Genomic DNA, 25,267 nt, shown 5'->3' on the forward strand with positions numbered 1-25,267 from the left:
GATGCACGTCCTGTTCCGCGAAACGCACGGGCTGGAGGAAAATGCCGTGCCCCAGGACCTCGGGCAGGCGCCCGCGGACTTGGTGGTGCTGTCCTTTTCCGACAGCGACCTAGGCGCATTCGCGGCGGCTTGGCGTGCGGGGCAGGGGGACCTGCCTTCCCTGCGGCTGGCGAACCTCGCGGCACTGATGCACCCGCTGTCGGTCGACACCTATGTCGAGCGGACCCTGTCGGGCGCGAAGGCGATCCTGATCCGGTTGATCGGCGGGATGCCATATTGGAGCTATGGCCTCCAGCAGGTCGAGGCATTGGCGCGTGCACGGGGAATCGCGCTGGCGGTTCTGCCCGCGGACGGGCGGCCGGACGAACGGCTGGAGGCGGCATCGACGGTGCCTTTGGGGGTGCTGCGGGAGCTGTCGGGGCTTTGCGATGCGGGCGGGGCTGACGCTGCACGGGCCGCCCTCGGTGTCCTGGCGAAGCTGGCGGGCCTCGGCGCTGGCAGCGGGGACGCGTACGTGCCGCTGCCCAGCTTCGGGCTCTGGCACCCGGCGTACGGCGCGTTCCTCCACCCCACCCGTCATCCCCGCCTCCGCGACGACGAGGCGTGTCGGGCGGCGGGGCGGCCAAGCTGGGCCCCCACCGGGCGCCCGCTGGTCCTGATCGTCTTCTATCGTTCCTATCTTGCTGCCTGCGACCTCGATCCGTTCGAGGCCCTGCACGCCGCGTTCGAACAGCGGGGTTTCGACACGCTGTCCATCTTCGTGCCCTCGCTCAAGGCGCCGGAGGCCCGCGCGCAGGTGGAACAATGGGTGCGCGCGCTGGCGCCTTTCACGATCGTCAACGCCACTGCCTTTTCCGCACGCGACGACCAGGGCAACTCGCCACTCGATGCGGCAGGCGTGCCGGTTTTCCAGATCGCGCTTGCCACCGCCTCGCGGGAGGCGTGGGAAGGCGCGGAGCGTGGCCTGTCACCTGCCGATCTGGCGATGCACGTTGTCCTGCCCGAGCTCGACGGCCGCGTGTTCGCCGGAGTCGCCAGCTTCAAGCAGACCGAGCCTCGCAACGAGGAACTGGGCTTCGCCCGTACGATCCACCGCGCCGAACCGCAGCGGATCACGGCGATCGTCGAGCGGGTGGCCGGCTGGATCGCGCTTGCGGAGAAGCCTGTCGCGCAAAGGCAGGTCGGGCTCATCCTTTCCACCTATCCCGGCAAGGCGTGGCAGCTGGCGCACGCCGTCGGCCTGGATGCACTCGCCTCAGCGGAAACCATCGCTGCCGATCTGGGACAGCCGGTGGAAAGCCTGGCCGAACGGTTGCAGCGCGACACGCTACGCTGGCCGCTCACCGCCTATCGCGACGCGCTTGCCACGCTACCCGAGCCGCTGCGCACCGCATTGCATGCTGCATGGGGAGCGCCTGAAGCCGACCCGGCGTGTCGCGACGGCCACCTGCACTTCCCGGCCATCCGAAGCGGCAAGCTGCTGATCGCGCTCCAGCCCGAACGCGGCGACTCTGCTACGCGAGAGGACAGTTATCACGATGTCGGCCGCGTACCCCGGCACGGCTACGTAGCTTTCTACTTGTGGCTGAAGGCGCAGGGCATCGATGCCCTCGTCCATATCGGCGCACACGGCACGCTGGAATGGCTGCCCGGCAAGGCGGTGGCACTCTCCGACGCCTGCTGGCCCGAGGCGCTGACCGGTGGGCTGCCGATCCTCTACCCGTTCATCGTCAACGATCCCGGCGAGGCGGCGCAGGCCAAGCGGCGCATCGGCGCGGTCACGATCGGCCATCTGCCGCCCGCGCTGAAGACGGCGGAGACCGGCGCCGGCCTTGCGCGGATAGAGGCGCTGCTCGATGAATTCTCCAACGCCGTGGGCCTCGATCCTGCGCGCCGCGACCGGCTCCAGACCGCGATCCGCGACGAAGCACGCGCCGTCGGGCTCGAAGCGGAGCTGGGGCTGGAGAGCGCCGCCAGCAGCGCCGAGGCGATCACCCGCATCGACCGCTTCGTCTGCGACGTGAAGGAGGGCCAGTTCGGCGACGGGCTCCACGTGTTCGGCCGCGGCGCATGCGGGGACGCGGAGCGCAACGGCCTCCTCGCTGGCCTGGCGGGGAAGCGGGTAACCGCGGGCCCCTCGGGATCGCCCTTCCGAGGGCGAACCGATGTGCTGCCCACCGGACGCAACCTGTACACGATCGACCCGCGCGCGGTGCCAAGTCGTGCTGCGCATGCGCAGGGTATCGTGCTCGCCGACGAGCTGATCCGCCGGCACCTTCAGGATCATGGCGACTATCCTAAGGGACTCGTCGTCGACCTGTGGGGTTCGGCAACGATGCGCACTGCCGGCGAAGAGTTCGCGATGGCGCTGCACCTGCTCGGCGCCGCGCCGATCTGGGACCCGGCGTCCGAGCGGGTGACCGGGGTGGAGATCCTGCCGATCGCGATGCTCGACCGGCCGCGGATCGACGTGACCCTGCGCGTCTCCGGCCTGTTCCGTGATGCCTTCCCGACGCTGCCGCAGCTGTTCGGTCAGGCAGTGCGCGCGCTGGCGGCACGGGACGAGGCACCGGAGTGGAATCCGTTTGCCGGGAAGGATGCCGGCGCGCGCGTCTATGGTCCGCGGCCTGGCAGCTACGGGCTCGGCATGGGCGATGCGGCGGAGACCTATACCGAGGACGCACGGCGCGTGGCGGGCGAGGCGTGGCTAGCCGGTTCCGACCACGCGTTTGACGGGCGTGAGGCGCTGGCCGATCCGGAGGGACTGCGTGCCAGGGTGGCCGGTGCCGATGCGTTCGTCCATCTGCAGGACCTGCCCGAGACCGACCTGCTGGTGGCAGCCGACTATGCCGCGCACGAAGCCGGATTTGCCGCCGCCAAGGCGCTCAGCGGCGGATCGGCCGCGCTATACCATCTCGACGCGCGCGATGCCGGACGGCCGGTAGCGCGGCCGCTGACCGAGGAAATCGCGCGCGTCGTTCGCTCCCGTGCCGCCCACCCGGGCTGGATCGCCGGCATGCGCCGCCACGGCTTTCGCGGCGCGGCTGAAATCGCCGCCACGCTCGATCATCTCGGCGCCTTCGCGCATCTGGCGGACGCGGTGCCGCCGCAGTTGTTCGACCTCTACTACGACGCGACGCTCGGCGACGGAGCGGTGCACGATTTCCTCGCCCGCGAGAACCCGGCGGCGCTGGCGGCAATGGAGGCACGGTTCGCGGCGCTGCATGCGGCGGGGCTTTGGCAGACGCGCCGGAACTCGATCCTCGCGGAGCTCGGAGGCGCGGCATGAGCGGCTTTCATGTGCGCGGCTGGTGCCCCGATGCGTGGCAGCCGATGGCGGCGGGCGACGGGATGCTGGTGCGCGTGAAGCCGCGACTTGCACGGCTGACGCATGCGCAACTGATAGGGCTGTGCGACGCGGCGCTGCTGCACGGCAACGGGCTGATCGACCTCACCACCCGCGGCAATCTGCAGATACGGGGCGTAACCGATGCGGGCTGGCGGCAGCTGGTCGAAACGCTGATCGGGCTCGACCTCGTCGACGCCGACCCGGACAAGGAGAAGCGCCGCAACATGCTGGTCGCACCCGACTGGCGCGACGGCGACGACAGCTATCGCATCGCGTGCGACCTGCTCGCCGCACTGGATATGCTGCCGGAACTGCCGGGAAAGATGGGGTTCGTGATCGACGCGGGGCCCGCGCCGCTGCTGGCAGGTGCGCCAGGCGATTTCCGCGTGGAGCGCTGCGAGGAAGGCCGCCTCATCCTGCGTGCCGATGGCCGGGCGGGGGGGAGCCGTGTCGCCGCGGGGGACGAAGCCGCTGCGCTCGTACGGCTGGCGCACTGGTTCGTCGAGACCGGCGGGACCGCCTCGAGGCGCATGGGCCGCCACCTCGCGCCGTTGCCGGCATGGGCCGCCGAACGCCTCGTCCCCGCCGCACCGGCCAGGCGCATCGCACCGGGCCGACATCCTTTGGGCACGGCACTCGGTGTGCCGTTCGGGCAACTGGACGCGGCCTCTCTGCGGGACGCGCTCGCTTCAGAGACCTCGGCTGTCCGGATAACGCCCTGGCGCATGCTTCTGGTGGAAGACGGGAGCCTGCGCGCTTCCGGTCTGATCACCGACCCCACCGATCCGCTGCTGGGCGCCGATGCCTGTGTCGGTGCCCCCGCCTGCCCGCAGGCAAGCGTCGAGACGCGCATGCTGGCCCGCCGCCTCGCACCCTTGGTTTCCGGACGATTGCACGTCTCGGGCTGCGCCAAGGGCTGCGCGCGAGCCCATGCCGCGGACGTGGTCGTCACCGGGCGGGGCGGCCGCCTCGACCTCGCCTTCGACGCCCGCGCCGGGGCGCCAGCCACCCAGAGCGGCCTCACGACCGACGCGCTGCTTGCTCTTTTCGGAACCGACTGATGCCGTACCGCTACGAAACCGATGGCGCCGCCATCTACCGCCAGTCCTTCGCGACGATCCGCGCCGAAGCCGATCTTGGCTGCTTCTCGCCCGACGAAGAGCCGCTGGCGGTGCGCATGATCCACGCCGCGGGAATGGTCGAGCTGGCGCCGTACATCCGCTTCTCGCCGGGTTTCGCCACAGCGGCGCGGGCGGCACTGGCGGCCGGGGCACCCATCCTGTGCGATGCGCGGATGGTTTCGGAGGGCATCACTCGCGCGCGGCTTCCCGCCGACAATCGCGTGCTCTGCACGCTCCACGACCCCCAGGTGCCGGCGCTCGCCCAAGCAATGGCAAACACGCGCTCCGCGGCGGCGCTCGAGCTTTGGCGGCCGCATCTGGCCGGGGCGGTGGTCGCGATCGGCAATGCGCCGACCGCGCTGTTCCATCTGCTCAACATGCTCGAGGACCCGGGATGCCCACGCCCTGCCGCGATCATCGGTTGCCCGGTGGGCTTTGTCGGCGCCGTGGAGTCGAAGGCGGCGCTCTGGGAGGCGCCGCCGGTACCGTGCTGCATAATCGAAGGGCGGCTGGGCGGCAGCGCAATCACCGTTGCCGCCGTCAACGCGCTGGCGAGCCGCGCGGAATGAGCCTGGGCACGATCCATGGCGTCGGCCTCGGCCCCGGCGCGCCTGATCTGCTGAGCGTCCGTGCCGACCGGCTGGTGCGCGGCGCGCGGCATGTCGCCTATTTCCGCAAGGCAGGTCGGCCCGGCCAGGCCCGGCGGATCGCGAACGGCATGCTTCGTCCCGACGCGATCGAGCTGCCGATGGAATATCCGGTGACCACCGAGATCCCGCTGAGCGACCCGCGCTACAATGCCAGCCTCTCCGCCTTCTACACCGAATGTACCGAGCGGCTGCTGGCGCTGTCTCGCGCCGGGGAGGACGTGGTGGTGCTGTGCGAAGGCGACCCCTTTTTCTACGGCTCGTTCATGCATCTCCACTCCCGGCTTTCGGGCCAGGTGCCGGTAGCGGTGGTGCCGGGCATCACCGGCATGGCGGGGGCGTGGAACGCGACCGGCCAGCCTATCACTTGGGGCGACGACGTGCTGACCATCGCGATGGCGACGCTGCCGGAGGAGGAACTCGTCCGCCGGATTTGCGACACCGACGCGCTGGTGGTGATGAAGATCGGCCGCAATCTGGCGAAGCTGCGGCGCGCCGTCGTCGCCGCGGGACGCGAGGCCGAGGCGTGGCTGGTCGAGCACGCCGCGATGCCCGAGCAGCGGGTTACCCCGCTCGCCGAGGCGACCAGCGTCACGCCCTATTTCTCGATCCTGCTGATCCATGGCCGGGGCCGCCGTCCGTGAGCGGCTGGCTGGCCATTGCCGGGCTCGGGCCGGGGGACGACGCGCTGGTGACGCCCGAGGTCACCGCGGCTTTGGCCGAGGCGACCGACGTTGTCGGCTATATCCCCTATGTCGCGCGGGTGGCGCCGCGTGCGGGGCTGACACTGCATCCCTCGGACAATCGGGTGGAGCTGGACCGTGCCGCACGCGCACTCGATCTCGCCGCGCAGGGCAGGCGGGTGGTGGTCGTCTCGTCGGGCGACCCCGGCGTGTTCGCGATGGCAGCCGCGGTGTTCGAAGCGCTGGAGGGCGGACCCGAGGCATGGCGCGGGCTCGACATCCGCGTGCTACCGGGGATCACGGCGATGCTCGCGGCAAGTGCACGGGCAGGGGCGCCGCTCGGCCATGATTTCTGCGCGATCAACCTCTCCGACAATCTCAAGCCCTGGGCGCTGATCGAGAAGCGGCTGCGGCTCGCCGCCGAGGCCGATTTCGCGATGGCCTTCTACAATCCGCGTTCCAAGGCCCGCCCGCACGGCTTCGCGCGGGTGCTGGAACTGCTGCTCGAAATCTGTGGCCCGGGCCGGCCGATCCTGTTCGCGCGGGCAGTTTCCACGCCGGAGGAAGCGTTGCGGATCGTGCCGCTGGGCGAGGCGGCGCCCGACATGGCCGACATGCGGACCATCGTGATCCTGGGATCGAGCCAGACCCGCTGGGTAACGGGTGCGGCGCGGCCGATCCTCTATACGCCGCGGTCAATGGGAGCGGGCGCATGATCCAGCCAGGCCAGTACCGCCTCAGGATCGGTCACCTCGGTCCGCGGGGGCAGCGCGGGACGGTCGACCATCACCACCGGAATGCCGAGTACGCGCGCGGCGACCAGCTTCGCCTCGGCACCGCTGCCGCCCGCGTTCTTGCAGACGACCAGATCGATGCGGTGCGCCTCCATCAGCGCACGGTCTCCCTCGACGGTGAAGGGGCCGCGATCGACGATGAGCGTGTGCTCGGGCAGGATCGGCGGCACCACCGGCGCATCGACGAAGCGCAGGACATAATGGTGTTGCGGCATTGCGGCAAACGCTTCGACATGCATGCGACCCAGCGCCAGCAGGATGCGCCGGGGTGTGCCGGCAAGCGCGGCCACTGCGCCGGCGATATCGGCTACCCGCGTCCATCGGTCGCCCGAACCGGGTTCCCAGGCAGAGCGGCTAAGCGCGAGCAGCGGGATGCCCACCTTCTTCGCGGCCGCGACGGCATTGACGCTCATCGTCGCCGCAAAGGGATGGGTGGCGTCGACCAGGTGCGTCACGCCCTCGGCGCGCAGGAACGCCGCCAGACCGTCCGCCCCGCCGAAGCCGCCGACGCGCACCGGGATCGGCTGGGCGCGCGGCGCCTCGGTGCGGCCCGCATAGCTCAGCGTTGCCGTCACGCCCCGCTCCGCCAGCAGGCGGGCCAGCGCGCTCGCTTCGGTGGTACCACCCAGCAGCAGGACGTTCGGCATGGCTGATCTTCCCTGGCTCACCATCATCGGACTGGGCGAGGACGGCGCCGATGGCCTGTCCGCCGCCGCCCGCGCGGTACTGGAGCGGGCGGAGCTGGTCTTCGGCGCGGCCCGGCATTTGTCGTTGCTGCCGGCGCTTAAGTGCGAAGCGCGCGAATGGCCAGTGCCCTTTGCCGACGGGATCCCGCTGCTGCTCGCCGAGCGCGGACGGCGGGTCGTGCTGCTCGCCTCGGGCGATCCCTTCTGGTTCGGCGCGGGGACGAGCGTCACCGGGCATCTCTCCGGGCAGGAGTGGGTGGCGTATCCCGCGCCGTCCAGCTTCGCGTTGGCCGCATCGCGGCTGGGATGGGCGCTGCAGGACACGACCTGCCTCGGGCTGCATGCTGCGTCCCTCGGCCAGCTGCGACCACATCTCGTGCCCGGCCAGCACCTGCTGGTAACGGTCCGCGACGGTGCGGCCGTGGCGGCGCTGGCGGCGCGTCTGGCTGGCGAGGGGTTCGGCGCCTCTACGCTGCACGTCCTGGAGGCGCTTGGCGGCCCGCGCGAACGGGTCCGGTCGGTGCGTGCCGACGCGTTTGCCTGGCAGGATGTCGCGCATCCGACCCTCGTCGGCATCGAGACGGCGGGGGAGGGGGCGGTGTTCCCGCGCGCCAGCGGCCGGCCGGACGGCTGGTTCGAGTCCGACGGGCAGCTCACCAAGCAACCGGTGCGGGCGCTCACCCTGTCCGCCTTGGCGCCGCGCGCGGGCGAACTGCTGTGGGACATCGGCGCTGGCTCGGGATCAATCGGGATCGAATGGCTGCTCGCGCACCCCGCCAACCGCGCGGTCGCAGTCGAGGCCGATCCGGTGCGTGGCGCGCGAGCCCGCGCCAACGCCGAGAGGCTGGGCGTGGATCGCCTGCAAGTCCTGGTGGGACATGCACCGACGCTGCTGCCCGACTGCCTGCCCGACGCTGTGTTCGTCGGCGGCGGCCTGTCGCAGCAATTGTTGGAGGTCCTGTGGGGCCGGCTCCCAGCAAGTACGCGCCTCGTCGCCAATGCGGTGACGCTCGAGTCCGAGGCGCTGCTTGCCCGGTGGCATGGCGCCGAGGGCGGCAGCCTGCTCCGGATCGAGCTGGCCGATGCGGTGCCGCTCGGCACCCGGCATGGCTGGCGCGCACGCTACCCGGTGGTGCAGTGGAGCGTCACCCGATGATCGTCGCCGGCTTCGGCTATCGCAGCGGCGCGACCGCCGCCTCGCTGCGCGCGGCGCTCGAGGTGGCGCAGGCGGGGACGCCGCCCGTTACCCATGTCGCGACGCTCGCCGACAAGCTGCCGCTGCTGGCTGCACTCGGCCTGCCGACCATCGCCGTCGAGACGGTGGCAGGCATCGCCACGCCGACCCGCTCCGTCGCCAGCTTTGCCGCGCGCGGAACCGGCAGCGTCGCCGAGGCCGCCGCGCTTGCGGCTGCCGGTCCCGGCGCCCGCCTGCTCGTCCCCCGCCAGATTTCCCCCGACCGCATGGCGACCTGCGCCATCGCCGAAGGAGCCTCCGCATGACCGTCCACTTCATCGGCGCCGGCCCCGGTGCGCCCGACCTGCTCACCTTGCGCGGCCGCGACCTGATCGCGGCGAGCCCGGTATGCCTCTATGCCGGGTCGCTGATCCCGGAGGCGATCCTCGCGCATTGCCCGCCGGGCGCCCGGATCGTGAACACCGCGCCGATGGATCTCGACGCGATTGTCGCGGAGATCGTCGCCGCCCATGCCGCGGGCCACGACATCGCCCGGCTGCATTCGGGCGACCTGTCGGTCTGGTCGGCGATGGGCGAGCAGCTGCGCCGGCTGCGCGCGCTCGGCATTCCGTTCACGGTTACCCCCGGCGTGCCCGCCTTCGCGGCTGCCGCCGCCGCGCTGGAGGCGGAGCTGACCTTGCCCGAGCTCGGCCAGTCCCTCATTCTAACCCGCACCCCCGGACGCGCCAGCCGCATGCCCCCGCGCGAGAGCCTGACCAACTTCGCCGCGACCGGCGCGACACTGGCGATCCATCTCTCGATCCACAACCTTGCGACGCTCGTAGCCGATCTGCTGCCCGCCTATGGCGCGGACTGCCCCGTCGCAGTGGTGTGGCGGGCAAGCTGGCCCGACGAGCGGATCGTTCGCGCGACCCTGTCGACGATTGAAGCGGCAGTCGCCGGTACGATGGAGCGCACCGCGCTGATCCTGGTCGGCCCCGTGCTGGCGGCGGAGGATTTCGCCGAGAGCAGCCTCTACGCGCCGGGCTATGATCGCCGCTTCCGCCCGCAGGACGCCTCCTCGCGCTTCGCAGGCAGCGCCGAATGAGCGTGCCCGGCCTGATCATCGCCGCGCCGGCTTCGGGTACCGGCAAGACGACCGTGATGCTGGGCCTGCTCCGCGCCCTGCGCGAAGCGGGCGTGTCGGTCACGCCGTTCAAGAACGGACCCGACTATATCGACCCGGCCTTCCACCGCGTGGCGAGCGGCCGCGCGTCGTACAATCTCGACAGCTGGGCGATGGACGCGCGGCTGCTCGATGCCCTGGCGGGCGAGACTAGCGACAGCGATCTCGTGCTGGCCGAAGGTTCGATGGGGTTGTTCGACGGTGTCGCGCAGGCAGGGGCGAGCGGCACCGGCGCCACCGCCGATCTGGCGCGGCGCTATGGCTGGCCGGTGGTGCTGGTGCTCGACGTATCCGGCCAGGCGCAGTCGGCGGCGGCGACCGCGCTGGGCTTTGCCCGGCTCGATCCCACGGTACCCTTCGCAGGCGTGATCCTCAACCGCGTCGCCAGTCCGCGCCATGCGCGGCTTGTTCGGGCAGGGATGGAGAGCGCGGGCATCCCGGTGCTCGGTGCGCTGCCGCGACGCGTCGATCTTGTGCTACCGGAGCGGCACCTGGGGCTGGTCCAGGCCGTGGAGCACCCTGATCTCGACCGCACCATCGTCGACTATGCGGCGTTTGTCCGCGAACATGTCGACCTCGGCGCCCTGCGCGCGGCGGCGGCATCGACCTCGCACCACATCGCCGCCGCGGTTGCCGCGCTGCCGGCGCCGCCCGCCCAGCGCATCGCTATCGCGCAGGACGCGGCGTTCTCGTTCCTCTACCCGCATCTGCTCGAAGGCTGGCGGCGGGCAGGGGCCGAGATCCTGCCCTTCTCCCCGCTGGCCGACCAGGCGCCCGATGCCGATGCCGATCTCGTCTGGCTCCCCGGCGGCTATCCCGAGCTCCATGCCGGCACGATCGCGGCGGCGGGAACGTTCCTCGCCGGCCTGCGCGCCCATGCCGAGCATCGGCCGATCCATGGCGAGTGCGGCGGCTATATGGTGCTGGGCGAGGCACTGGTCGACAAGGCAGGCGACACACACCGCATGGCGGGATTGCTGAGCCTCGTCACCAGCCATGCCCAGCGGCGGATGCATCTCGGCTATCGGCAAGCGACCCTCCGTGCTCCGGTTGCGGCCTTGCCGGCAGGCGCGCGCCTGACCGGCCACGAGTTCCACTATTCGACGATCGTCTCGCAGACGGATGCGCCGCTGGCCGATGTTGCCGATGCCGAGGGCAATGCCGTGTCCGAGACCGGGTCGGTCCGGGGCCATGTCACCGGCAGCTTCTTCCACCTGATCGCGGCGGCGGCATGATCGCGCTCCAACTGATTGGCATCGGCACCGGCAACCCGGCGCATCTGACCAGCGAGGCGATCGCCGCGCTCAACGGTGCCGATCTGATCCTCGTGCCACGCAAGGACAATGCCCCCGATCTCGCCGATCTGCGCGAGGCGATCTGCGCCGCAGTCCTCACCCGGCCGGTGCGGATCGTCGGATTCGACATGCCGGTGCGGGCAGGGGAGGACTATGTCGAGGCGGTCCATGCCTGGCATGGCGCCATCGCGGGTGCCTGGCGCGCGGCGATCGCGGCGCATCTGCCGCGAGGCGGCAGCGTCGCGCTGCTCGTCTGGGGCGATCCGTCGCTCTACGACAGCACCCTGCGGATAGCCGCGCGGCTGCCGGACGTGACGGTACGGGTAGTGCCGGGCATCACCAGCATCCAGCTGCTCACCGCCGCGCATGCGATCCCGCTCAATCCGCTTGCCGGTGCGGTGACGATCACCACCGGCCGCCTGCTGCGCAGCCATGGCTGGCCGGCCGGTCTGGACACGCTGGTCGTGATGCTGGACGGCGGCTGCGCGTTCCAGACGCTCGATCCGGCCGGCCTCACCATCTGGTGGGGCGCCTATCTCGGCATGCCGCACCAGGCGCTGGACCACGGCCCCCTTGCCGAAGCCGGTGCGCGCATCGCCGCCGCTCGCGCCGAGCTCCGGGCGCGCCATGGCTGGATCATGGACGTCTACCTCCTGCGAAAGAACCCCGAATGAACCGCGACGACGCCGCGCATGCCGAAAAGATGCGCAAGATCCAGGCCGCCCGCGCCACGATGATGGAGAGCAAGACCGAAGAGAAGGGGCTGCTGATCGTCCATACCGGCAAGGGCAAGGGCAAGAGCAGCGCGGCGATGGGCATGGTCGTCCGTGCGATCGGTCACGGCATGAAGGTCGGCGTCGTCCAGTTCATCAAGGGCGCGATGATGACCGGCGAAAAAGCCGTGTTCGACGCCTTCCCCGAGCAGGTCGAGTTCAAGCCGATGGGGGAGGGCTTCACCTGGGACACGCAGGACCGCGCGCGCGACATCGCCGTCACGCGGACGGCGTGGGACGAAGTGAAGCGGATGATCGAAGATCCGTCCTACGCCATGGTACTGGCGGACGAGCTCAACATCGCGCTGCGCTACGATTATCTGCCGCTCGACGAGGTGCTGGCGGTGCTGGAAGCGCGGCCGCCGATGAAACACGTGATCGTCACCGGCCGCAATGCCCCCGATGCGCTGATCGAGGCGGCGGATCTGGTCACCGAGATGACGCAGGTGAAGCACCCGTTCCGATCCGGCGTGAAGGCGCAGAAGGGGATTGAATTCTGAGCAGTTTTCCCGCCTTCGACGCAGACTTCCTGCGCCAGTTCGACACGCTGCTGCGCTGGCGCCGCGACGTGCGCCATTTCGACACCCGCGCTATCGCGGCGGAGGACATGGCGGCGCTGTTGGACGCGGCGAGCCTTGCGCCCTCGGTCGGCAACGCGCAGCCCTGGCGGTTCGTGCGCCTGCGCACCCCGACGCTGCGCGAGGCGGTGGCGGCCCATGTCGACGCCGAGAACGCCCGCGCCGCCGCCGGCTATGCGGAGCAGGAGAGCCGCGATGCCTATCGCGCGCTGAAGCTCCACGGCCTGCGCGAGGCGCCCGAGCTGCTGGCGGTGTTCTGCGACGAGCGCCCCGCGGCCGGACACCGCCTCGGCGTCGCCACCATGCCCGAGATGCTGCGCTATTCCTGCGTCACGGCGATCCACACGCTGTGGCTGGCGGCCCGTGCGCGCGGCATCGGCCTGGGCTGGGTGTCGATCCTCGACCCGGATGCCGTGACCGTGCTGCTCGACGCACCGTCCGACTGGACGCTGATTGCCTTGCTCTGCCTCGGCTATCCCGAGGCGCCTTCCGACATCCCCGAACTCGAACGCCGAGGCTGGCAGTCCCGCGAGCCGCTCGTCGACCGCCTGTTCGAACGCTGACCCATCAGGAGACCTGTATGCTTACCCCGGTTGAAGACGGCCCCGCGATCGTCGTGTGCAATACCTGTCGCCTCAGCGCCAGCGCGCGCGAGGACGCGCAGGGCCGCCGCGGCGGCGCCGTGCTTGCCGACGCGCTGTCGGAGACCCGCGACGCCGACCCACACTACGCCGGCATCGCGATTCAGCAGATGCCATGCTTGTTCGCATGCAACGAGCATTGCGCGGTGCATCTGCGCGCGCCGGGCAAGGTCGGCTATGTCCTCGGCCGCTTCACGCCCGATGCGGAAGCCGCGCGGGCGATCCTCGACTATGCCGTGGCCTATGCGGCCAGCGACCACGGCAAGGTGCCGTTCGCGCAGTGGCCGCAGGGCGTGAAAGGGCATTTCATCGTCCGCGTGCCCCCGGCGGGCCTGGTGGTGGAGGGCTGAAATCAACGCGGCCGCTGCGGCACCTCATCAGGCGGCCGGCCAGTCGCATGGATCATGGTGCAGCGCGTTACAAACGCGTTCAGTAAAGACATGCGTGGTTGCGTTCATGATTCCCGGTAAACTACCGAATGTGGTGTATTCTTGACACTAGAGGGCAGTGGTGGGCGACGTCGATCATCGTTTCTGGAGCGTGCTGTTGGTTGGCCCGCTCGACCCGCCCCCTGGCCTGGGGTGAGCTGGCGCAGATGATCTCCACGCCGAGCTTGTCGAGCGCGCGGCCCAGGTGCGACATGCCGTCGCTGTCCGCCGTCGCGCGGTTGTTCCGAAAGGCGCTGTGCTTGTCCGAATAGAAGGCGATCGGCTTGCCGTGCCGTTCCGCGTCGCCCGCAGGTAGGAGAGGGCGCTCTCGCTCTCCGCCATGTCGAGGTGCATCAACCCAGAGACTGTGACATCTCCATCCGGCGGGAGAGTGACATTTGTACGTTGCGCTTACACCCGCTAGGCAAGCTGTTGCCGCCAGTTAGAAAAGGCACATTCCGCAGCCAGATAGAAATGGCACAGCCCGCTCGAGGCAGCGGGGGGCTGCGCGGAGCCCTCCTCGTAGCGCAGCGCTGCCCCCGCTGATGCCCTGCGCTCCCGGGTCCGGTCATTCCGCCTAGACCGGTGATGCTCGTGCTATTTAATCCATAGTGACACGCTGCCGCGAACTGCGCACAAAAATTGCGTCAGCCTCTCGTTGGTCCCGGCGAACCATCGGCAGGGCTGTCGCTGGCAATGCCAAGCCGAAAAGAGCCGCCGAAGAGCCGTGTCATGCCGCAACCGCTCAGCGCGCTGATTGATACTGATCGATTGCGACCAAGGTCTTGTCGAAGATGATGCGCATCTGCGCATGGATGCTCAGAAGTTGTTCCTGGGTTACGCCTTGCCGATTGCGCAATCGGGTCTCCATCGCTTCGGCCAGCGCACTGAGGCCGGTCGCTCCGACGATCTTCCCCGAGCTTTTTATCGTATGCGCAGGCAGGATGGCTGCCTCGAACTCACCTGCGGTCAGAGACTCTCGCAGTGTCTTCAAGTGTTCTTCGCTGTCACTACGGAAGATCTCCAGTAGCGCGTCAAAGCCGTTCACTGCGTCCCGGGTTTCGTCGAAGATGCTTCGGTCGAACAGCAACACGCGCGGTCGATCATTCGCTCCCGATGGCGGCGGCGGTGATGGTACGGGCTCGGGCACTGACCGGGTTGCTATGGGAACCGGAGGCGGAGGTGGGGCAGGTGCTGCGACCGGCGCTGCGCTAAGAGCCGACGCCACCGGGATCGCCGCGCGAACCTCGGGAGCCGGTTCGGTTGCTGCAGCCGTGTTGGCTGGTGTGTCGTCCGCACCACCCAGAGGCAGCATGCCCTGAACGACGAGAGCATCCAGCACGTCGGTCACTTCGCGAATACGAAGCGGCTTGGAGAGGAAGGCATCCATGCCTGCCTCCAGGCAGCGCTCACGATCGCCCTTCATCGCATTCGCCGTGACCGCGACGATCGGCGCGCGCCGGACGGTGCCGGCTGCCATGCTGGCCCGGATCCGAGCGGTAGCATCATAGCCGTCCATGTTGGGCATCCGGCAGTCCATGAAGATGAGATCGAAGTCGCCATTCTGCGCCGCCTCGATGGCCTTGAGACCGTCCGCTGCTGTCACAATGTCGAAGCCGAAGGGCCGCAGCAGTTCTTCGCCGACAAGGCGGTTGATCTGGTTGTCGTCGACCAGCAACAGCCGCTTGCCTCCAAAGCGGGGTTGCGAAGATGCCGGCGCGACGGGCGATGGTCTGCGGATTTCGGTCGTGGTCTGCGGCGCCATGTCGCCGGATCGGTTCCGCTCGATCAGGTCGACGACGGCCTTGGCGAGCGCACGCGGCATGAACGGCTTGATGAGGGCCTTGTCGAACGACATGTACAGCCGGTGCGCCTGTTTGTCGCCCAGCACGACGGCCCAGCCCCGCCCTTCGAACGGGGCGTTGCGCATCAGGGTCTGCCACAGGGTGCTGGCCGCATGGATGTCATGGCCTTCGTCGATCACCAAGCCGCTGATCGTGCCCGCTTGCTCGCGCAGCACCACTTCGGCGGTCTCCGGGGTCAGCGGCAGACAGCCGATGCCGACTTCGGCCAATGCATCGGACACAATGCGGCGCACATTTGTCGAAGCGGTGACGACACCGACCAGCGTGTCGTGTTCCTGCGTGGGCACCCTGGCTTCGGCCGCGACCAGCGGCACGCGAAAGGAGAAGGTGGTGCCGACGCCCTCGGTGCTTTCGAACGCGATCGTGCCCCCCATCAGCTCGACCAGCTGGCGGCAGATCGCCAGACCCAGCCCGGTGCCGCCATAGGAGCGCGCAGTGCCCGATTCGGCCTGGGTGAAGCGCTGGAACAGCTTGGACTGGTGTTCGGCAGGGATGCCGATACCGGAGTCCTGTACCGAGACCACGAGGTCCATGCCGTCGCCGCGTGCGTCGGCGCGGGCCGCGGCGACCACCTCGCCCCGCTCTGTGAACTTGATCGCATTCGACAGCAGGTTGCCCAGGACCTGCCGCAAGCGCATGGGATCGATCATGGCGAATTCGGGCATGGCCGGGTCGATCTCCACGAGAAGACTGACGGCCTTTTCGGCCGCCTTGCCCGCGTAGAAGGTTACGACCTCCTGGAACAGCTCCGGAATGTTGGTCCGTACCGGATCGATGGCAAGCATGCCCTCTTCCAGCTTGGCGATATCCAGAATGTCGTTCAGGATCGCGAGCAGCGCATTGCCCGATTGCTTGATTTGCTGGGCATAGCGGCTTTGGTTTTCGTTCAATGGCGTACGGCTCAACAGTTCGGCCATGCCGAGCACGCCGTTGAGCGGGGTACGGATCTCGTGGCTCATGTTGGCAAGGAACGTGCTTTTCGCTTCGTTCGACGACTCCGCGTTCCGCAGCGCCAGTTGCAGCGCCTTGGTTTGGCGTTGGCGGATGCGTTGGTTGATCGTGGAGATCATCAGGATGAGCAGCGCGACGAGCAGGATGCCCATCCCAACCACGAGAAAGCGGCCCACGAACGCCAGCCGTTGCTGGAAGTGGACGCGAATGGGCATGTTCTTGGTGAGCAATACTTCGTTCGCATGGCGCCCCGGTCGGAAGACCCGTTCCCACCAAGCGATGTCGTCCGGTGCGAAGGCCAGAAGCGACGCACCGTTCTCGCCGTCCTCAATCCGCTCCAGGCTGGTATAGCGTGCCCTTGTGCGCAGATCGCGCGCCGCCCGCTCGAGGTCGATCACGCCATATTCAAGGTACCAGCCATGCGCCGGATCGATCGCGTTCGGCGATGCCTGCGCCATGATCAGGCTGTTCCTGGCCACCTTCGGGAACAGGCGCGGGAGGCGCGCGGCGGGGAGTGCGACGGCAAAGCCCGGGGACTTCAGCGCCAACGCCTTGAGGGCGATCAGCTCCGGTTCGGCGCTGCCTACGGCTTCGGCGGCCGCTTTCTTGAAGGACCGAACCGTGTCCTGCGGCAAGTCGAAATAGCCCATGTCGGTCAGGTAAGACGACTGACGAACACCTCCGGACCGGAACTTCTCCGCGACGCGATTTGCGACGCCGGACTCGATGTAGACACCGGCATCCTTGAGGCGGACGGCGACCTTGTCGAAGGTTGCCTGGAGATCCCCGGAAAGAACGTCGCTTTCGATCTCGAACTGGCTGCGGGCGTCATGGAGCGTGGTGATCGAAAACCAGATCGAGATGCCGCCTAGAATCGAAAGTGCTGCTCCCATGGACACCTGAAGCGCACGAAGATGGACTTTCGAATTTCCTGGCACCGGATCAGCCTTTCACCAGCGCTCTGACCGTCTCGGCGTATGCAAAGCGACTGCTAGATTTCCTTCTTCATTATAGACGACCCGATCAAAGATAATCGCCGCCCGTGCGATGCCCCGACCGGAAGCAGCGTTTGCGCGTGAGGGGTCGGGGTGAATGAACCGGCGCCAGTTGAATCCGACACCGGGATCCTTGACCATGAAGCGAATACCGTCCGCCGCGCGCACCGCACTTGCCAATACGAGGCCCCCATAGGCAGGATCCTGCATTCGCCTTTGGATCTCGGCGTCGAATTGGCCGCTTTCGGTGAGGCTATGTTTCGCTTCCAGGCCGATCCGCAGGCGACCATGTTCGACGGCATTGCCGATCAGATCGATCAGGCCTGGCAGGATCTTCTCCGGCACCGGCGCCAGGCTCGCGAGCAGACCGGCCACGCCTTCCACTTCGGACGGGGCGGTCAGCGCGAACTTGACCTCCTGCATGTTGGAGAAGGCGCCCTGGTGCGACGCCAGCACCTCGCGGATCCGCTGCGTGCGGACGATCTCTTTGCGGGCAGATTCCAGCACCTGGGCGAGCAGCGCCGGCTCCACCGGCTTTGTGAGGTAGTAAAATGCACCCGCCGCCACGCCGTCTGCAATATCGGCCGCCTCCGCCGCACCGGTGAGCAGCACCACCGGAAGTGCCTGCAGCGCCGGGTCGCGCTTGATGCGCCGCGTGAGCGCAAGCCCGTCCATCACCGGCATCATCCGATCGCTGACGACGATATCAGCACGCGCCGGATTTTCCCGAAGCATGGTATAGGCGTCGGCACCATTGCCCGCGCTTTCGACCGTGTAGCCGAGCTGCTCGATATGTCCGGTGACCAGCATGCGCGACATGCGGTCGTCTTCGACGAGCAGCACCCGTCCTTGCACCTTGCCGCCGTTGGGATGTGTTGCGTCGGGCATCAGTGTTCCGAGAAGGCCGAATCGAAGCCGCGGCGAACCGGGCTCAGCAGATAGTTGAGCATCGTCTTGTGCCCGGTGATGATATCCGCTTCCACGTCCATGCCGGGCAGCAGCTTGCCGGCGCCGTGCTTGAACGCGCCGTCGTGCAACGCGATCTCCACGCGGTAGAAGCGCCGGCCCTGCGGGTCCGTGAAGGAAGAGGGCGAGATCGCGCGTACCGCGCCTTCGATCCAGCCGAAACGCGTGAAGTCGAACGCGCTGACCTTGATCTTGGCGTTCATGCCGGTGCGCAGATAGCCGATTTCCGATGCCGCGACCTGCGCATCGACATAGAGCGGCGAACCGGTCGGCACAATCGTCGCCACCGGGGCGCCGGGCGCCAGCACCTCGCCGATGCCGTTGACCGCCAGCTTCTTGACGATGCCGCGCACCGGGCTGCGGACCACGAGCCGGTCGCTCCGTCCGCTCTTCTTGGCCACATCCCCGTCGATTTCGGCGAGCTGGGCGCGGAGCACGCGGAGCTGTTCGCTCAACTCCAGCGAACCACGCGCGGTATAGGCAGCCATCGCCCGGTTCGCTTCGCCCAGCCGGCTCTGCGCCGCGCTGAGCTGGTGGCGCAGCTGCGCAACGCGACCGCGCGATTCGACCAGGATCCGCTCGCGCTGGGTGAAAGCGGTCGCGGTCGTCAGCCCCTTGTCGAGGAGCGTCCTGTAGCGGTCGCGCTCGGTCGTGATCAGGCCAAGATCGCTGGTGGCGGTCGCCAGTTCGGCCTGCACGGCTGCCGCGTTGGCAGCGGCCTGCGCTGCCTGCTGCGCAAGCTGGCCGCGCTCGGCGGCACTGGTCTGCAGCCGGGCCACCGCACTCGCGGTGCTGGCGGCAGCCTCGCTGCTCAGCGCCGCACCATCGAAGCGCGGCGCGTGCCCGGCACGCAGCGCCTCGACCGCGGCGATCTGTGCGACGATACCGTCCCGCCGGCCGCGAGCGACGGCAAGATCCTGCGGCGTCACGCCGTCGTTCAGCCGGAGCAGCGGTTGCCCGCGCTCGACCACTTGTCCCTCGCGCACCAGAAGTGCCGCGACCGTGCCGCCTTCGGGCTGATCGACCTGCTGCTCCAGCGCGATCGGCGTCAGCACGCCGACGGCGCGCGAGACTTCGCTCACCTGGACACAGGCGCACCACAGCAGCCCCAGCAGAATGGCCAGTGCCATGACCAGCGTGGCCTGGCGCGCGAGCCGCTCGGGGAACCGCTCCTCCACCCCCAGCGGGAGGACCAGCGACCGCCGCTCCCAGGGCGCGACGTTGACCAGCGCAGTCGTCGCGGCCACGAGTTTTCGGCGAGGACGCAGCATCACGCAGCCCTTTGCAGCAGTTCGGCGGAGGATAGGATCTGCGGCACGGCGCCGTACCGCATGGCGATAACGCGATCGGCGAGGCCGAGAAAATCCGATCGATGGGAAACGAACAGCACGGTGCGCTTGCCGCGCGCGGACTGGATCACGCGGCGCAGCAGGGCGCCCAGCTCGGCGCTCATCAGCGAATTGGGAAACTCGTCGATCAGCAGCAGCTTGCTGCCGCCCAGCAGGGCCTGTCCCAGCGCGAAGCGGAAACGGAAATCTGCTTCCTCCTCCACGTCCTCGGTGCGCGGCAGATCCAGCATCGGGAGGTGGGCGGCCAGCCCCACCAGGGTCAGGACGCGCGCCTGCTGCTCGGGCGTCGAGAGCGGATTGGCCAGGTTCAGATTATCGCGATAGGTGCCGGGAAGCAGCTGCGGCGCCTGTGGGACATAGCCGATCCGGCGCCGCAGCTCGCCCACGGCGAGCTGGCGGATGTCGATGCCCTCAATGTGGATGGTGCCCATCGCGCAGTCGATCAGCCCCTGCGTCATCTTGAGGATGGTCGATTTGCCCGATCCGGCCGATCCGGCGATGCCGATCACTTCGCCGGCACGAACGCTGAGATCGAGGCCGACGAACACCGGCCGGGTGTCGGCAACGCGAAAGGTGGTGTTGAGGAAGGCGATGTTGCCACGGATCTCGGGCAGACGGCGTTGCGGCGCCGTCAGCTGGATTTCCTGCGGCAGCTGCATGAATTCGTTGATCTGCTTGATGCTCTTGCGCGCCTGTTCGAAACGGGGGACCGCCGTGCACAGGCCGTGAAACGGTGCGAGCACCAGCACGCCGGCGAGCATCAGGCCGAGCAGGCTGCTAGGGCTGAGGCCGCCGCTGGTGACCAGCACCGCCGCGCGCGCCACCAGGGCGATCAGGCCCACCGACAGCAGGAAATTGGCGAGCGTCTCGCTGATCGCCCCCAACAGGTTCAGCCCGCCCTGGGCTTTCTGCTCGCGGGCGATCTTGCGCAGCTGCATGTCGGCCCAGCGATCCTCTAGCCCGCATTCGCGGATCAGATCGCGCTTCTCGAAGGTCTCGATCGACACGCGCTGCAGCTCGGTGGCCTCGTCTGCCAGAACGCTCATCTGCACGCGAACGCGCCGCCAGATGCCCCAGAAGAGCAGCAGGAACGCGGCGATGGTCAGCAGGATGACTCCGCTCAGGCTGGGCGCGATCACCGCGAACAGCAGCGCAACGCAGATCGAAATCGGCATCTCCAGGATGGTCGACGCGGTGGGACTTGAAAGAAAATCGCGGATGTTCTCGAACGAGCGCAGCCGCGCCGTCTGGTCCTTGGCGTCGGCGCGGTCGGAAAGTGCGGCCGGCAGCCCGACCAGCCGCCCGAACGATGCGATTCCTACCAGATAGTCCAGCCGGATCGCCAGCCAGGCGAGCGCGCGGGCACGAATCGTCAGCAGGATCTTGCTGAGCACGACGACCCCGATCGCCGCGATCGCAAATCCGGGCATTGCCGCGATGTCGGCGAGGCCGAAGACCTGGCGATAGGATGCTGCGACGAGCAGCGGCATCGCGAATGCCAGGGCCGTGATCGCCAGGCTGGAACCGATCACCGGAACCGCGACGGCGCGCATATGTTCGGCGAGCGCGCGGATCCAGCTATGCCCAGTATGCTTGCGCTGGTCCTCGGAAGCGGCATGCACGCGCCATTCTCGGCGAAAGCTCCAGCACTCGCCGCGGATCGATTGCAGTTCGTCCAGCGTCGGGCTCCAGCCGACCTTGCCATAAACGCGTACCTGACCCGCTTCGTCCGGTGCGATCACATAGGGCGAGCGTTCGTCCGGGCCGATGAACAGCGTGGCATGCGCGCCCGCGCGGCGCTGGTGAGGATCGGTGCCGCTCCGGCTCGCCTCGAAGCCGAGATTCGCCATTGCCGTCAGCAACGCGTCCGACAGTGCCTGGTCCTGATCGGTCGGCAGCGCGCCGAGCAGGTCCTTCAGCTGGAACTCGGCGCCGCTGGTGACGCACAACAGGCTGAGCAGATGGCTGAACAGCTCGCGATCGTCCGCGCGGCGGCTGGCGTGCGCGGCGATCAGCACGCGCAGTCGCTCGACCCCCACCGGATCGGCGGGGACGGGGGCTAGGGCACCCTTCATAGCTTCAAGGTCCGATAGGTAGCGCGTGCTGCGGAAGCCCGCTGGCGGGGGCTGAGGCCGGTGCCGTCGAGATCGAAGGAGCGGTCGGCAAGTGCGGTGATGTTGCCATCGTCGCTGACGAGGACGATGGTGGCCTGATCGCGGATGCGGCCAAGGAACCGCACCAGCTGCGCATAGCTGTCGCGGTCAAGCCCGCGATCGGCATTGTCGAACAGGATCAGGCGGGGGCGCAGCACCAGCGCCCGCAGCAACGCGATCTGCTGCTGGAGGCCCGGCGGGATGCCGCCGCCATCCGACCCGCTGACTTTCGTCTCCAGGCCGTTCGGCAGTTCGTTCAGCCGGCGATCGATTTCGAGCAGGCGCGCGACTTCCAGCACCTGTGCCTGGCTTGCCTCGCCGAACCGCGTCACATTGTCGCGGATGGTGCCATCGAACATTCGTGCGTCCGGGGAGAGATACGCAACGGCGTGCGCGCGGGCCGTCGATCCGAAGCCGGCCAGCGGCGCGCCGTTGAGGGCGATCGTGCCGCCGTCCGGTGCGACGATTCCTGCCATCGTCTTGAGCAGGACGGTCGCGCCCTGATCGCTGGATGGATGGATCGCGATCGTCTCGCCGGGATGCAGGTCGAGGTGGATCGGGCGCTGGTCCGGATATCCGGCGAGCACCACGCCCCGCATCGCGAGCGCGCCGAGGTTTTCCGGTAGCGGATGCTGTCCGCGCGGTCCGTCGGCAGGAACGGGGTCTTCGACGAGGCTGGACAGCGTGTCCTCGGCCTGTCGCAACTCGCGTGTCTGGACGAGGATGAAGATCGCCCGCTGCAAGGGCTGCAGCAGCCGGCCCGCCAGCAGGATCGTGGCCGATACCGCCCCCAGCGTCATACCGCGATAGACCGACAGATAGGCGCAGACCACCAGCAGCATCGCAGTCAGCAGCTTGCCGGCGAGGATGCCATGGTCGGTCAGCCTGGCGATGCAGTGCGCGGTCTGGTGCTGGGTGCGGGCCAGCGTCGCCTGAACATGCTCGTAGCGCCGGACCATGTGCAGCTCGGCACCCACGGCCTTGAGCGGATGCATTGCCTTCAGCACGGCGAACAGGAAGGCGAACCGCGTTTCGACCGCGTCGATCCCGTCGTGCGACAGCGCGAACAGCTGCGTTGCCTGGCGATAGGTGATCAGCGCACTGCCGAGCATGAAGATTGCGATGCAGGCGCCCGCGATCCAGGAAATGTAGAAGATCACCGCCACGGAAAGCGGCAGGAAAAGAAGCTCGGCCTTCGCCACCAGCAGTTGGCCGTTGGCGCGCTCCTTCGCCTTGTAGATGCTGGTGGTGTATTTGAGGCTCGCCGCCGCGCCGGAAGTCATGTGCAGCGACTGGCGCTGCACGGTGCGATCGAACAGCCAGTGCATCGCGTTCACGATGAAGCGGCGATCCGCCTGGAGGGTGAGGAAGGTCCGACCGAGCCGCAACCCGCCCTCGATCGCCGCGGCGAGGATGACGAGCAGCACCAGGGCGGTGAGCGTTGCATTTTCGGGATGGCGCAGCACGCGGTTGAAGATCTGTTGCGTCGCGATCGGCAGCGCCAGCCCTAGAATGTTGATCGCGACCGTCGCGAGCACGAGCGTGCCCACCGGCGTCCGCGCTGTTCCCCCCGGCAGCAACATGTCAATGTACCAGACCGAGCTTGCTGCCGCTGAGCAGCGACGTCTTGAGCGACGTCGTGACGGCAGAGGTCAACGACGTGGTGGCAGTGGTGGTCGACGTCGGCGCAAGCGTTGTCGTGCTGCTGGTCGTGAGCAGCGACGTGCTCAACGACGTACTGGTAGCCGGCGCCGTCGTAGTCGTTGTGGTCGCTGCCGGAGTGGCCGTGCTGCTCGAACTCAGCAAGGACGTTGTGAGCGAAAGAGTGCTGGTCGTCGTCGGCGCCGTCGTTGTGGTTGTAGTTGTGGGTGACGTGGTGGCGTTCGACGTGAGCAGCGAGCTGCTCAGAGACGTGGTGTTCGTCGTCGGGGCCGTGGTGGTCGCGAGCGCGCTGGTCGTCCCGGAGCTCAGCAGCGAGGTGCTCAGCGAGAGCGTGCTGGTGTCGGTCGCAGCCGGCGCGGTTGTGGTCGGGGTTGTGGTGGTCGCGAGCGCGCTCGTCGTCCCGGAGCTCAGCAGCGAGGTGCTCAGCGAGAGCGTGCTGGTGTCGGTCGCAGCCGGCGCGGTTGTGTTCGGGGCCGTGGTGGTCGCGAGCGCGCTCGTCGTCCCGGAGCTCAGTAGCGAGGTGCTCAGCGAGAGCGTGCTGGTGTCGGTCGCAGCCGGCGCGGTTGTGGTCGGGGTTGTGGTGGTCGTGAGCGCGCTGGTCGTGCCGGAGCTAAGCAGCGAGGTGCTCAGCGAGAGCGTGCTGATGTCGGTTGTAGCGGGCGCAGTCGTGGTCGGGGCCGTGGTGGTGGTGAGCGCGCTGGTCGTGCCGGCGCTGAGCAGCGGGGTGCTGAGCGAGAGCGTGCTCGTGTCGGTCGCAGCCGGAGCGGCCATGGTCGAATGGTCTACGATCGTGGTGAGCGACGCCGTGCTGCCGGTGCCGAGCAGGGTCATGCTCGAGGAAAGCGTACCGGTGTCGGTCGTCGCGTGCGTGACCGTGCTTGTCGGGTCGACGATAGCCGGGAGTGAGGCTGTGCCAGTGGAGCCCAACAAGGTGCTGCTCAACGACAGCGTGCCGGCGTCTGTCGACGTATCGATCGCCGTCGTGCTGGCCAGATCACCAGATACGGCGAGCGTGTCGGCCGTCGTCGCGACAACCGGGCTTAGTACCGCGGTGCTGGCGAGCATGGTGCCGGTTACCGCGAGCACATCAGTTGTATCGAGGGCAAGAATCTCGCTCGACGTGGTTTCGACCGAAATGACGGTCGAACTGGTCGCGGCAAGATCCATGGCGAGGACGTCCTGAATGGTGACGTCGCTGGATTGCAGGTCGCTCAAGGCGCCAAAGATGTCGATGTCTTCGGACAATCCACCCGCCGCCGCCGTCTCGGTAAGGTAGCTCGCTGGCTCCGCGGATGGCGCCAAGCCAGCCGATGCGTCGAGCAATGCCGTCGCCCCGACAGTTGCATCGATGTCGGTGCCGGTAAGCGCCTCGACGGGGTCCAGGTTCACGTCGGCAGTGGCGGCGACATCGTCGATGATCGGCAGGCCGAGCCCGGCGTCGACGACGAGATCGGTGTCGCCGCTCTGGTCGGGCGCCGCCGCCCCGCCGAGCAGGTCGCCCGCAGCCGCAAGAATCGGGTCGAGCGTGGCGGCGGCCTGGTCTTCCACCGGCGCTGTGTCGAGGGTGGCGGCGAGGTTCACGTCGATGTCGGTGCCGGTGAGCGCCTCGACGGGATCGAGGTTCACGGCGGCAGCGGCGGCGACATCGTCGATGATCGGCAGGCCGAGCCCGGCGTCGACAACGAGATCGGTATCGCCGGCCTGGTCCGGCGCCGTCGACCCGCCGAGCAGGTCACCCGCAGAGGTGAGGATCGGATCGAGCGTGGCGGCGGCCTGATTCTCGATCGGCGCCGTGTCGAGCGCGGCGGCGAGGTCCACATCGATATCGGTGCCGGTGAGCGCCTCGACGGGGTCCAGGTTCACGTCGGCAGCGGCGACGACATCGTCGATGATCGGCAGGCCGAGCCCGGCATCGACGACAAGATCGGTATCGCCGGCCTGGTCCGGCGCCGCCGACCCGCCGAGCAGGTC

General features: G+C 68.4%; 21 protein-coding genes and 1 pseudogene. 15 read left to right on the forward strand and 7 right to left on the reverse strand.

Annotated features, from left to right (window positions below; genetic code table 11):
* Position 1: 1 nt before the first annotated feature.
* From cobN to cobJ, 5 genes are read left to right on the forward strand one after another with little or no spacing between them, the layout of a single operon-like run.
* Positions 2-3,289, forward strand: coding sequence for a cobaltochelatase subunit CobN (cobN, locus tag QZ670_RS11470; RefSeq protein ID WP_294255274.1), 3,288 nt, complete (start codon positions 2-4; stop codon positions 3,287-3,289).
* Positions 3,286-4,410: a precorrin-3B synthase gene (gene cobG / locus QZ670_RS11475; RefSeq protein ID WP_294255277.1), complete on the forward strand. Its 1,125-nt coding sequence runs from the start codon at positions 3,286-3,288 to the stop codon at positions 4,408-4,410. Before cobN ends, cobG begins: the two co-directional genes overlap by 4 nt.
* Positions 4,410-5,039, forward strand: coding sequence for a precorrin-8X methylmutase (locus QZ670_RS11480; protein ID WP_294255282.1), 630 nt, complete (start codon positions 4,410-4,412; stop codon positions 5,037-5,039). The genes cobG and QZ670_RS11480 overlap by 1 nt, the downstream gene beginning before the upstream one ends.
* Positions 5,036-5,761: a precorrin-2 C(20)-methyltransferase gene (cobI, locus tag QZ670_RS11485; protein WP_294255285.1), complete on the forward strand. Its 726-nt coding sequence runs from the start codon at positions 5,036-5,038 to the stop codon at positions 5,759-5,761. Before QZ670_RS11480 ends, cobI begins: the two co-directional genes overlap by 4 nt.
* Positions 5,758-6,516: a precorrin-3B C(17)-methyltransferase gene (cobJ, locus tag QZ670_RS11490; protein ID WP_294255288.1), complete on the forward strand. Its 759-nt coding sequence runs from the start codon at positions 5,758-5,760 to the stop codon at positions 6,514-6,516. Before cobI ends, cobJ begins: the two co-directional genes overlap by 4 nt.
* Here cobJ and QZ670_RS11495 read toward each other — a convergent pair.
* Entirely contained in the window at positions 6,483-7,241 is a 759-nt protein-coding gene (locus tag QZ670_RS11495; protein ID WP_294255291.1) for a cobalt-precorrin-6A reductase, read from the reverse strand. The two genes, cobJ and QZ670_RS11495, sit on opposite strands and share 34 nt — an antisense overlap.
* Here QZ670_RS11495 and cbiE point away from each other — a divergent pair.
* From cbiE to QZ670_RS11535, 8 genes are read left to right on the forward strand one after another with little or no spacing between them, the layout of a single operon-like run.
* Positions 7,240-8,436, forward strand: coding sequence for a precorrin-6y C5,15-methyltransferase (decarboxylating) subunit CbiE (gene cbiE / locus QZ670_RS11500; RefSeq protein WP_294255330.1), 1,197 nt, complete (start codon positions 7,240-7,242; stop codon positions 8,434-8,436). The genes QZ670_RS11495 and cbiE overlap by 2 nt on opposite strands.
* Positions 8,433-8,780: a cobalamin biosynthesis protein gene (locus QZ670_RS11505; RefSeq protein ID WP_294255294.1), complete on the forward strand. Its 348-nt coding sequence runs from the start codon at positions 8,433-8,435 to the stop codon at positions 8,778-8,780. The genes cbiE and QZ670_RS11505 overlap by 4 nt, the downstream gene beginning before the upstream one ends.
* The gene (gene cobM, locus QZ670_RS11510; RefSeq protein WP_294255297.1) at positions 8,777-9,562 is read left to right on the forward strand and encodes a precorrin-4 C(11)-methyltransferase; all 786 of its coding nucleotides are present in this window, start codon (positions 8,777-8,779) and stop codon (positions 9,560-9,562) included. Before QZ670_RS11505 ends, cobM begins: the two co-directional genes overlap by 4 nt.
* On the forward strand, positions 9,559-10,875 hold the full coding sequence (locus QZ670_RS11515) for a cobyrinate a,c-diamide synthase (protein WP_294255301.1): 1,317 nt from the start codon (positions 9,559-9,561) through the stop codon (positions 10,873-10,875). Before cobM ends, QZ670_RS11515 begins: the two co-directional genes overlap by 4 nt.
* Complete coding sequence (cobF, locus tag QZ670_RS11520; RefSeq protein WP_294255303.1) at positions 10,872-11,609, forward strand: precorrin-6A synthase (deacetylating); 738 nt, start codon at positions 10,872-10,874, stop codon at positions 11,607-11,609. Before QZ670_RS11515 ends, cobF begins: the two co-directional genes overlap by 4 nt.
* Positions 11,606-12,208 (forward strand): cob(I)yrinic acid a,c-diamide adenosyltransferase, encoded by a 603-nt coding sequence (cobO, locus tag QZ670_RS11525; RefSeq protein WP_294255306.1) that lies wholly within the window; start codon positions 11,606-11,608, stop codon positions 12,206-12,208. Before cobF ends, cobO begins: the two co-directional genes overlap by 4 nt.
* Positions 12,202-12,849 (forward strand): 5,6-dimethylbenzimidazole synthase, encoded by a 648-nt coding sequence (gene bluB, locus QZ670_RS11530; RefSeq protein WP_294255331.1) that lies wholly within the window; start codon positions 12,202-12,204, stop codon positions 12,847-12,849. Before cobO ends, bluB begins: the two co-directional genes overlap by 7 nt.
* 17 nt (positions 12,850-12,866) lie before the next feature.
* Positions 12,867-13,277 carry a DUF1636 domain-containing protein gene (locus tag QZ670_RS11535; protein WP_294255309.1) on the forward strand — a complete coding sequence of 137 codons (411 nt, stop codon included), beginning with the start codon at positions 12,867-12,869 and terminating at the stop codon, positions 13,275-13,277.
* 177 nt (positions 13,278-13,454) lie between these two features.
* On the opposite strand, the pseudogene QZ670_RS11540 reads toward QZ670_RS11535, so the two are convergent.
* The 6 genes and pseudogenes from QZ670_RS11540 to QZ670_RS11565 form a co-directional block, all read right to left on the reverse strand.
* Positions 13,455-13,650: pseudogene (locus tag QZ670_RS11540) on the reverse strand (ISNCY family transposase); the annotation flags it as partial.
* 450 nt (positions 13,651-14,100) lie between these two features.
* Positions 14,101-17,064, reverse strand: coding sequence for a hybrid sensor histidine kinase/response regulator (locus tag QZ670_RS11545; RefSeq protein WP_294255311.1), 2,964 nt, complete (start codon positions 17,062-17,064; stop codon positions 14,101-14,103).
* A 57-nt stretch (positions 17,065-17,121) separates the two neighbouring features.
* The gene (locus QZ670_RS11550; protein ID WP_294255313.1) at positions 17,122-18,054 is read right to left on the reverse strand and encodes a response regulator; all 933 of its coding nucleotides are present in this window, start codon (positions 18,052-18,054) and stop codon (positions 17,122-17,124) included.
* Complete coding sequence (locus QZ670_RS11555) at positions 18,054-19,403, reverse strand: HlyD family type I secretion periplasmic adaptor subunit (protein WP_294255316.1); 1,350 nt, start codon at positions 19,401-19,403, stop codon at positions 18,054-18,056. The genes QZ670_RS11550 and QZ670_RS11555 overlap by 1 nt, the downstream gene beginning before the upstream one ends.
* Positions 19,403-21,556, reverse strand: a complete 2,154-nt coding sequence (locus QZ670_RS11560; RefSeq protein ID WP_294255318.1) for an ATP-binding cassette domain-containing protein — start codon at positions 21,554-21,556, stop codon at positions 19,403-19,405. The genes QZ670_RS11555 and QZ670_RS11560 overlap by 1 nt, the downstream gene beginning before the upstream one ends.
* The gene (locus tag QZ670_RS11565; RefSeq protein WP_294255320.1) at positions 21,553-23,184 is read right to left on the reverse strand and encodes an ATP-binding cassette domain-containing protein; all 1,632 of its coding nucleotides are present in this window, start codon (positions 23,182-23,184) and stop codon (positions 21,553-21,555) included. The genes QZ670_RS11560 and QZ670_RS11565 overlap by 4 nt, the downstream gene beginning before the upstream one ends.
* Before the next feature lie 77 nt (positions 23,185-23,261).
* Between QZ670_RS11565 and QZ670_RS11570 the strand changes: the two genes are divergently transcribed.
* Both QZ670_RS11570 and QZ670_RS11575 read left to right on the forward strand, forming a co-directional pair.
* Complete coding sequence (locus QZ670_RS11570) at positions 23,262-24,479, forward strand: hypothetical protein (RefSeq protein WP_294255323.1); 1,218 nt, start codon at positions 23,262-23,264, stop codon at positions 24,477-24,479.
* A 17-nt stretch (positions 24,480-24,496) separates the two neighbouring features.
* A partial coding sequence (locus tag QZ670_RS11575) for a hypothetical protein (RefSeq protein WP_294255325.1) occupies positions 24,497-25,267 on the forward strand: 771 nt, incomplete at its 3' end.

The sequence above is a fragment of the uncultured Sphingomonas sp. genome (genome assembly GCF_913774285.1).
GTDB lineage: Bacteria > Pseudomonadota > Alphaproteobacteria > Sphingomonadales > Sphingomonadaceae > Sphingomonas.